This is a genomic window from Blautia sp. DFI.3.45 (genome assembly GCF_020593505.1).
Taxonomy (GTDB): domain Bacteria; phylum Bacillota; class Clostridia; order Lachnospirales; family Lachnospiraceae; genus Blautia_A; species Blautia_A wexlerae.
Window position 1 is genome coordinate 1 of the sequence record NZ_JAJDMI010000148.1, and the last position, 673, is coordinate 673.

Sequence of the window (673 nt, forward strand, 5' to 3'; positions counted from 1 at the left end):
CTTTTCAAATACTAACGTCCTTAATTCTGTTCAATAATTGATTTATAGTAGTTACCAAAGTCAGCAAGTGAATTAACAATTGGAAGCATTTTTGTTCCGAGTTCCGTTAAGCCGTATTCAACTCTCGGTGGCTGCTCATGGTAATCGTGGCGATATGCCAGCCCATCACTCATCATTTGTCTTAAACTATCTGTCAAAACCTTTTGTGAAATACCATCTATACTTCGTTGTAGCTCATTGAATCTCCATGGACGCTCTTTCAAGTTACGCAAAATCAGCAGTTTCCATTTTCCTCCGATAAGAGATACTGCTGTTGCAACTGGGCATTCCGGTAATTCTTCTTTTGCTCGCATAATTCTCACCTCCGAGTCTATTGTAACACATTCATTTTTGAGTGTACAGTTACAAAAAGGTGCGTACTTGTTTTTGTATGTGTCTCACACTATACTTATACCAAGCAACCAGAAACTACAAATTAACTATGGAGGTTATTATGGCAAATTACACAAAAACAACTATTGGAAAGGAAAACCGAATTGAGCTGCATGAAAAGTTGTCTTTAACAGGTGCAGAAATCAGTTTAAACGAACTACCTGCAGGAGCAAATGTCCCATTTGTTCATTCTCATAAAGAAAATGAAGAAATCTATGGAATTCTTTCAGGTAACGGCAAA

The 673-nt window shown here is 37.3% G+C and carries 1 protein-coding gene and 1 pseudogene; one reads left to right on the forward strand and one right to left on the reverse strand.

The window, feature by feature from the left end; translation table 11 throughout:
* Nucleotides 1-20 precede the first annotated feature (20 nt).
* The gene (locus tag LJE09_RS17315) at nucleotides 21-353 is read right to left on the reverse strand and encodes a winged helix-turn-helix transcriptional regulator (protein ID WP_008373705.1); all 333 of its coding nucleotides are present in this window, start codon (nucleotides 351-353) and stop codon (nucleotides 21-23) included.
* Nucleotides 354-493: 140 nt separating this feature from the next.
* Between LJE09_RS17315 and LJE09_RS17320 the strand changes: the two are divergent.
* Nucleotides 494-673 (forward strand): annotated as a pseudogene (locus LJE09_RS17320) (cupin domain-containing protein); the annotation flags it as partial.

What these genes read in the sequence shown, in the direction of transcription:
- LJE09_RS17315 (WP_008373705.1), bottom strand. Translation starts at nt 353, where the DNA reads ATGCGAGCAAAAGAAGAATTACCGGAATGCCCAGTTGCAACAGCAGTA.